This window comes from Cupriavidus sp. 01L45 (assembly GCF_056399885.1).
Window position 1 is genome coordinate 26,342 of sequence record NZ_JBFTSG010000079.1, and the last position, 7,243, is coordinate 33,584.

Annotated in this window: 6 protein-coding genes and 1 pseudogene; 4 read left to right on the forward strand and 3 right to left on the reverse strand. The window is 61.6% G+C overall.

Annotated features, from left to right (window positions below):
- Nucleotides 1-17: 17 nt before the first annotated feature.
- A complete protein-coding gene (locus AC1DT6_RS36695; protein ID WP_441629427.1) occupies nucleotides 18-866 on the reverse strand; it encodes an SDR family NAD(P)-dependent oxidoreductase in 849 nt (282 codons plus the stop codon).
- A 122-nt stretch (nucleotides 867-988) separates the two neighbouring features.
- On the opposite strand from AC1DT6_RS36695, the gene AC1DT6_RS36700 reads away from it, so the two are divergent.
- From AC1DT6_RS36700 to AC1DT6_RS36715, 4 genes are all read left to right on the forward strand, one after another.
- On the forward strand, nucleotides 989-2,044 hold the full coding sequence (locus tag AC1DT6_RS36700; RefSeq protein WP_441629428.1) for a LacI family DNA-binding transcriptional regulator: 1,056 nt from the start codon (nucleotides 989-991) through the stop codon (nucleotides 2,042-2,044).
- A 111-nt stretch (nucleotides 2,045-2,155) separates the two neighbouring features.
- Nucleotides 2,156-2,761, forward strand: a complete 606-nt coding sequence (locus AC1DT6_RS36705) for a TetR/AcrR family transcriptional regulator (RefSeq protein ID WP_441629429.1) — start codon at nucleotides 2,156-2,158, stop codon at nucleotides 2,759-2,761.
- A gap of 153 nt (nucleotides 2,762-2,914) precedes the next feature.
- Entirely contained in the window at nucleotides 2,915-3,727 is an 813-nt protein-coding gene (locus AC1DT6_RS36710; protein WP_441629430.1) for an oxidoreductase, read from the forward strand.
- Nucleotides 3,728-3,882: 155 nt separating this feature from the next.
- A complete protein-coding gene (locus AC1DT6_RS36715) occupies nucleotides 3,883-4,884 on the forward strand; it encodes an NADP-dependent oxidoreductase (RefSeq protein WP_441629431.1) in 1,002 nt (333 codons plus the stop codon).
- Nucleotides 4,885-5,184: 300 nt separating this feature from the next.
- Here AC1DT6_RS36715 and AC1DT6_RS36720 read toward each other — a convergent pair whose 3' ends face one another.
- Both AC1DT6_RS36720 and AC1DT6_RS36725 read right to left on the reverse strand, forming a co-directional pair.
- On the reverse strand, nucleotides 5,185-6,357 hold the full coding sequence (locus AC1DT6_RS36720) for an adenylate/guanylate cyclase domain-containing protein (RefSeq protein ID WP_477103355.1): 1,173 nt from the start codon (nucleotides 6,355-6,357) through the stop codon (nucleotides 5,185-5,187).
- 15 nt (nucleotides 6,358-6,372) lie between these two features.
- Nucleotides 6,373-7,140, reverse strand: a pseudogene (locus tag AC1DT6_RS36725) (response regulator); the annotation flags it as partial.
- Nucleotides 7,141-7,243: the final 103 nt, after the last annotated feature.

Genomic DNA, 7,243 nt, shown 5'->3' on the forward strand with positions numbered 1-7,243 from the left:
TCTCCGCCTGGCGGGATTCAGGACGGCGCGGACGCGATGCCTGCGCTTAGGCCACCGTCCACGGGAAGTTCCACTGCGTTGATATAGGAGGCTTGCGCCGAGAGTAGAAAGCGCACTGCATGCGCGACCTCCCAGGGCGTGCCTTGCCGCCCGAACGGCAAGGCGGCGGTGCGTCCGGGCCGCGCCGCGGAGGCCGCGCGGCCCATCGGCGTATCGATCAGGCCGAGCATGACCACGTTGGCGCGTATGTGGTTGGGCTGCCCGGCCAGCGCGGTCGCGCGGCACAGGGCACCGAGCGCCGCCTTCGAGGCTTCGTATGCCGGATTCATACCCGCGGGCAGCCTGGCCGCCACTGAAGACACGAATACGATGGCGCCGTGCATGGACATGAGCGGCAGGGCTTGCTGCACGGTCAGCATGTGCGCGCGCAGGTTGACCGCCATCACCTCATCCCAGCTGTCTGCCGTCAGTTCCGCCAGGGGCTCGCGGCGGCTAATGCCTACGTTCAGTACGAGTCCGTCGAGGCCGCCCAGCGCCGTCCGTGCGGCCTGCACCATGCCTTTGATGCCGGCGGCGCTGGCCACGTCGGCCGGGATGGCCACCGCGCCGCCGTCCCGCGCACTGCGTACGGTGAGTTCCGCTGCCTCGGTACTCTTGTCCGCGCAGGCGATGCTGGCGCCAGCGCGGGACAGGGTCATGCAGATGGCGCGTCCGTTGTTGACCGGATTTCCGGCATCGGCCGAAGGGAGTTGTCCGCCACCGACGACGAGGATGCGTCGGCCGCCCAGCGACCCACACGTGGTCTCGTCCGCAAGGTCGGCGCCGGGGGGCGCGGCTGCGGGGCGCGAAGGACGGTCTGGTTGCATTGGATAGTTTGGCGCTGTTTAAGTTGATGTTTGGGGAAATGTGAAAACGATTTCCGTTTGTGCTAACTTATCAGGCAACAAATTTGGCGTCCAACTGTGGAACGTTTTCATTAGGGAAGACCATGACGCAAAGGATTTCCGTCAGGGATGTGGCTGAGGCGGCGGGGGTTTCCATCGGCAGCGTGTCGCGTGTGCTGAACGGCACCGGCTATGCCAGCCAGGCGCTGCGAGCCCGGGTGCACGCGGCCGTGGAGGCACTGAACTATGAGCCCAGCTTTGCCGCCCGCCATCTGCGCACCGGGCGCAGCAAGACGGTCGGCTATCTGGTTTCGAATATCGGCAACCCGCTGCTTGCGGCGCATTTCAGCGAAGTCGAGAAGCATATGCAGGCCGCCGGGTACTCCATGTTGGTCGGCAATACACTGGACCAGCCACGGCGCGACCGCGAACTGGTTGCGCTGTTCGAGACCCGCCGGCTGGAGGGCATCATTGCCGCGCCGAGCCTGGAGAGCGCGGACCCCGCCGACAGCCTGTTCAGCGGCTGCAGCCTGCCGGTGGTGATTCTGGATCGGGAAACGCCTCTGCCAATGGATGCGGTCTATCTGGACCATCGTAGCGGTGTGAAGCAGGCGATGGCGTATCTCATTTCATTGGGTCACCGCCGCATCGCGCTTTTCGGGCCCGGCGAGCACATTCGTCCAGGGCGCGAAAAGCTGCTCGGCTACCGGGATGGGCTTGCGGAGGCGGGTTTGGTGTTCGACCCCGCATTAGTCTGCATGTCACGCTCGGCGATCGATTCGTCACGCACCCAAATGGCGGCCATGCTCGCTCTTTCCGCGCCCCCCACTGCAATCATCGGTCTAGGAACGCGCCTGCTCTCCGGAGCCATTTATGTTGCGCGCAAGGCGGGGCTGGATATTCCCAGAGACCTTTCGGTGATCGGCATCGGTACGCCGGAGACGCTTGAGTTGATGTATCCCCCGCTAACCACTTTACGCTTTGACATCGAGCGCGCCGCGGAGGCTGCCGCCCATCTGATGCTTGACCGGTTGGCCGGGGAGGGGGTGAGAGAGCCACGTATCGTGAGTGTGCCGCTTGACCTGGTTTTGGGTGAGTCGTGCGCAAAGGCGGCGTTCGGGCAGGACAGTGGGATTGCGCATGCGCCTGTGTCGGAATAAGCGAAGTCTTTAGGGGGCGGGAACTCGGACGTCCCCATACTTGCAACACAAGCGGTGCGCCAGTTGTTCGGCACCAGGGAAATCGCAGCACGCGCGGCGCGAAAATTTAGTATGATGGACGTCATGCCAAATATGAAAGCCAACGCTAGATACGCCGCCAAGGAAGCGTCGCACGAACGCATCGTGGCCGCGGCTGCCCGGGCTATCCGCCGAAGTGGTTATGACGGCACTGGCGTCGCCGACATCATGAAAGAGGCCGGTCTGACGCACGGAGCCTTCTATGCGCATTTCCCCTCGCGCGAAGCCATGCTGGCGGAAGCCGCGGATCGGGCGTGCGCGGAGTCCGCTGCGGTAGCGGCAGATGTCGTTGCCGGCGTCCCACCCGGGAAAGCCTTGGAGGCTGTGCTTTGCGCCTATCTCTCAAAGGACCACGTCGAGCAGATGGAGCTTGGATGCCCCTTGGCCGCGCTGGGCTCAGAAACACCGCGACAGGCGCCCGAAGTACGCCGAACGGTGACTCAACACACCAAGGCGATGATTGATCTTCTCGCCCGCCAGTCGCCTGACTGGGGACAGCCCGGTGCTCATGAACAAGCACTAGTGACCATCGCCACCATGGTTGGTGCTTTGCTGCTGGCTCGTGCAGTCGACGAGCCAGCTCTGTCGGACCGTCTGCGCGAGGCTGCGCTGAAGCACCTGGTCCCCCCTGGAATCTAACCCCCCGGATTCATGCCGCCTTCTCGCTCGCCGTTACATATGATGATCATAATGCGAAATGACCATGGTGCGCCTCTCGGGTGCCACGTTGAATGGCGTCGCATCGTGCATGCCGACGCGTTACCGGATCGCACAAACTGACGGAGAAATTTCATGAACAAACGCGGCAAGATTGCCCTCGTTACGGGGGCCTCCTCAGGTATCGGCCACGCCACCGCGGAGCGGCTCGCGAAGGCTGGCTACAGGGTGTTCGGTACCAGTAGGCGCATAGGCACTACCGGTCAGCGAGCGTTCGAGATGCTGCTTCTCGATGTAACCAAGGACGAATCCGTCGATGCGGCCGTCCAAAAGGTGATGGAGCGCGAAGGCCGTATTGATCTACTCGTCAACAACGCCGGGTTCGGGGTCGCTCCAGCGGGTGCGGAAGAGAGCTCGCTGGAGCAGGCCCGGTCGATATTCGATACGAACTTCTTTGGGATAGTCCGGATGACCCGGGCTGTCGTGCCACATATGCGCCGCCAAAGGGAAGGGCGCATCATCAACATCGGCTCCGTGCTTGGTTTCCTGCCGATGCCCTACATGGCGCTGTATTCCGCCACCAAGCACGCAGTCGCGGGCTATTCGGAATCGCTCGACCATGAGCTGCGCACGATGGGTATTCGCGTCTCGGTGGTCGAACCTGCCTACATCAATACGCCCTTCGATGCGAACCTGATGAAACCTGACGCCCCGCTCGATGTGTATCGCGATATTCGCGAGGGCGTGGAGAGACGGGTGAAGGAAGTTCTCGTGGGCGCGGACGGGCCTGAAGTGGTAGCCGAGGTCGTGTTGAAGGCAGCCATGGCAACGCATCCAAAGATTCACTACGCCCCCGGCCTCGCAAGCCGCATGCGACTGCTGCGCAGGTTCGCGCCGGCTAGCGTGCTGGATGCGGGGGTTCGAAAAGATCTGCGGCTCGAAGCATAGGCGGTAAGCCGCGCCGCCCGCTGTTTCTCACAAATCCCAATTTGAAAGAAGACGATGACATTCCAGGCGCTGCTCGCAAGCAAGACAGGTGACAAGATTTCAACCAGCGTGCTGGGCCGCTCGCAAACCTGGATGCGCCAGGAACGAGGGCGACCATGAAAGCACTTCTTCTCGATCGCTACGGAAAGAAACGCGCGTTGCGGTCCACTGAGGTTCCGAGCCCGGCGCTGGGTGAGGATGAGGTCATGGTCCAGATCCATGCGGCCGGTGTGAATCTGCTGGACTCCAAGATCAGGAACGGAGAGTTCAAGCTCATACTCCCCTATCGCATGCCCCTCGTCCTAGGACACGACGTGGCCGGCGTCGTGGTCAAGGTCGGGCCTCGCGTTCGGCAGTTCAAGCCGGGGGACGAAGTCTATGCCCGGCCCGATGATTTTCGCATCGGCACCTTTGCTGAGTACATTGCGGTCAAGGAAGAGTCCTTGGCGATCAAGCCCAAGGCGCTGAGTATGGAAGAAGCAGCATCGATTCCTCTGGTGGGCCTGACGGCATGGCAAGCGCTGATCGAGAAGGCGAATCTGAAGAAAGGGCAGAAGGTCTTCATCCAGGCCGGTTCAGGCGGCGTAGGAACATTTGCGATCCAGTTGGCCAGGCATGTGGGCGCCACCGTAGCCACCACCACCAGCAGCGCCAACATCGACTTGGTGAGAGGCCTCGGGGCAGACGTTGTCATCGACTACAGAAAAGACGATTTCGAGAAAATTCTTCAGGGCTACGATGTGGTCCTCCACAGTCAAGACGCAACGGCGCTGGAGAAATCTCTGCGTGTCCTTAAGCCCGGAGGAACACTCATCTCGATCTCCGGCCCTCCCGATCCCGCATTCGCAAAGGGAATCGGAGCAACGTGGTTCGTGAACTTGATTGTTCGTCTTCTGAGTGCGGGAGTCAGGAAGCGGGCAGCAGGTCGTGACCTGAGGTACTCGTTCCTCTTCATGAGGGCCAGCGGGCGCCAGTTGAGCGAGATCACGTCGCTCATTGATTCCGGCGCGATACGCCCCGTAGTGGATCGGGTCTTTTCCTTCGACCAGACCAACGAGGCCATGGCCTACGTCGAGAAGGGACGGGCCAAGGGTAAAGTTGTCGTCAAAGTGCGATAGACGTGATCGCCCCGAGTTCGGGCGTGACCTGACGCCGCTCGCTATCCCGGCGATCAGGGGAAGCCGGTCAACCTGGCCTTGGATCGTGCTTGCGAAGTGAAGTGGTTGCGCTTTGATTTGGCCGGTCACGGCGGTTCAAGGCCGGGCGCCGGTCATGCTGCCTGGACCGACGGGCAACTTCCGTAGTCGACCCTTCGCAGCCATTCGACCGCTCTGCGTTGATCAGACGAATCGGCCGATTTGGCGACAGCCGTCGCTCTGATCGTGAACGACCGCTTCCGTATGCTGACCCGCCGCCGGCTAGGTTCTCCCGACCAGAAGCCATGTATGCAGATCACCGATGCCCTTTGCCGCGATCAAACCGCGCTCTTCGAGCAGGAACGGCTCCCCGAGTTGCTGCCGCGTGGCATCAGTTACCTGAACACGACCGACTACGCCTTGCGACTCCATCCGGCTGGCGATATTGACGGTATCGCCCCACAAGTCATAGATGAACTTTCTCCTCCCGATCACGCCGGCCACGACAGCTCCACTGTGGATGCCAACTCGCAATTGCAGGTTGTAGCCGCTTCGCTGATTGAACTGGCCCAGTGACTCAAGCATGTCCAATGCCATATGAGCGGCCCGGGCGGCGTGATCGGCCGCCGGCACAGGCAGGCCTGCCGCTGCCATGTAAGCGTCGCCGATTGTCTTGATCTTCTCGAGTCGCCGGCTGTCGGCGATATTGTCAAAGTCGGCAAATATCTCGTTCAGGATTGCCACCAGTCGTTCGGGGCCCATGCTGGGAGAAAAGCGGGTGAACTGCACGAGGTCCGCGAACAACACCGACACATCCTGGAACTTGTCGGCGATGACCTCCGGGGGGCCGGCGGCGATGAGATCGGCGCGCAGCTTCAAACGCTCGGCGATGGGGGCGGGCAGCACGTTGAGGAGCAGCCGATCGGTTACCTGTTGCTCGCGAACGAGTTTCTCGTAAATGCGCCTGAGTTCATGACTCTGGTGAACGATCGTCTCTCGGCTCGTTTCCAGTTCATGCACTTTCCGCTCAAGTTCCTTGCCGTACTTCAACGATTCCCCGTGCAGCAGACGCACTTCCAGCATATTGCGAACCCGCATCAGCACCTCCGCCAGATCAAATGGCTTGCTGACGAAGTCTTTCGCACCGGCTTGCAGTGCGCGCAGTTTGTGATCAGGCTGGGCGGTGATGACGATCACCGGAAGGTAGCTGTCCGCCTGGAGTTCCTTGAGGCGTTCCATGACCTCGAACCCGTCCATGCCGGGCATCTGCAGATCAAGCAGGATCAGGTCATAGTGGTTCTTGCTGTGAAGCGCAAACACCGCGCGCGGATCGGTGGTTGGCTCGATGCAAACGTAGCCGGCCCCGCGTAGCATCTGTTCGAGCAGCAGGACATTGGCCTCCAGATCGTCAACGACCAGGATTTTCGCTGCCAGGATGTCCGATGCTTTGATCACGGCGAGCACTTGGCTTCATCGGCCCTGAGCAGTCCCGCCTCGTGGCTGTTCCAGCGCGGCGTCCAGTGCGTCCATAAACTCATTGAGCCTGATCGGCTTGGTCAGGTAGCGGAAGAATCCCGCTTTCATGCCCTTTTCAATGTCGCGCGGCATCGCATTGGCACTGAGGGCGATGACGGGAATGTGCGTTGTCTGCGGATCTTCTCGCAGCAGTCCCAGTGCTTCGATGCCGTTGATGTCGGGCAGATGGATATCCATGACGATCACATCTGGCGAGGCAGTGCGCGCCAGGTTGACGCCGAGCGCCCCTGTGACGGCGGTCAGCAGGCGCACATCGGCCCGGCGCACAAGGAGTTGCTCAACGAGCTTCAGGTTGGCGGGGTTGTCTTCGACATACAGCAGGGTATGCAGCGAAGTGGGAGACCCCGTCCGCGCCTCGACGGATACCGCTGTCTCCGCACCCTCACCGGTCATTTCTGGAGGGCGCGCAACGGGCAGTTCGATCCAGAATACGCTGCCCACGCCCGGCATGCTTTCGGCGCCGATGGCGCCTCCCATCAGCTCGACCAGCCGCTTGGCCACCACGAGGCCGATGCCCGTGCCCTCCACGGGGCCACCCTCATGCCCAAGACGATTGAACGGCTTGAACAGTTGTGCGAGCCGTTCTGGTGCCAGCCCTGCGCCGGTGTCGCGCACGCCGACGCGAACGCGATCGCCCATCGTCACTTGTACTTCGACGGTACCCTTGTCGCGGTTGTACTTGATCGCATTGGAAAGCAGGTTACTAACTTTTCAGAAAGTATTGTCAGGCCGCAGCGTATTGGCACTCCGGCTGGCGAAAGAACGACTTGACTAACTCAGGCAGTCGTTGAATGCGACGTAACGC

Bases quoted from the DNA above. Each gene is read 5' to 3' on its own strand.
- AC1DT6_RS36695 (WP_441629427.1), bottom strand. From the start codon at position 866: ATGCAACCAGACCGTCCTTCGCGCCCCGCAGCCGCGCCCCCCGGCGCC.
- AC1DT6_RS36700 (WP_441629428.1), top strand. From the start codon at position 989: ATGACGCAAAGGATTTCCGTCAGGGATGTGGCTGAGGCGGCGGGGGTT.
- AC1DT6_RS36705 (WP_441629429.1), top strand. From the start codon at position 2,156: ATGATGGACGTCATGCCAAATATGAAAGCCAACGCTAGATACGCCGCC.
- AC1DT6_RS36710 (WP_441629430.1), top strand. From the start codon at position 2,915: ATGAACAAACGCGGCAAGATTGCCCTCGTTACGGGGGCCTCCTCAGGT.
- AC1DT6_RS36715 (WP_441629431.1), top strand. From the start codon at position 3,883: ATGAAAGCACTTCTTCTCGATCGCTACGGAAAGAAACGCGCGTTGCGG.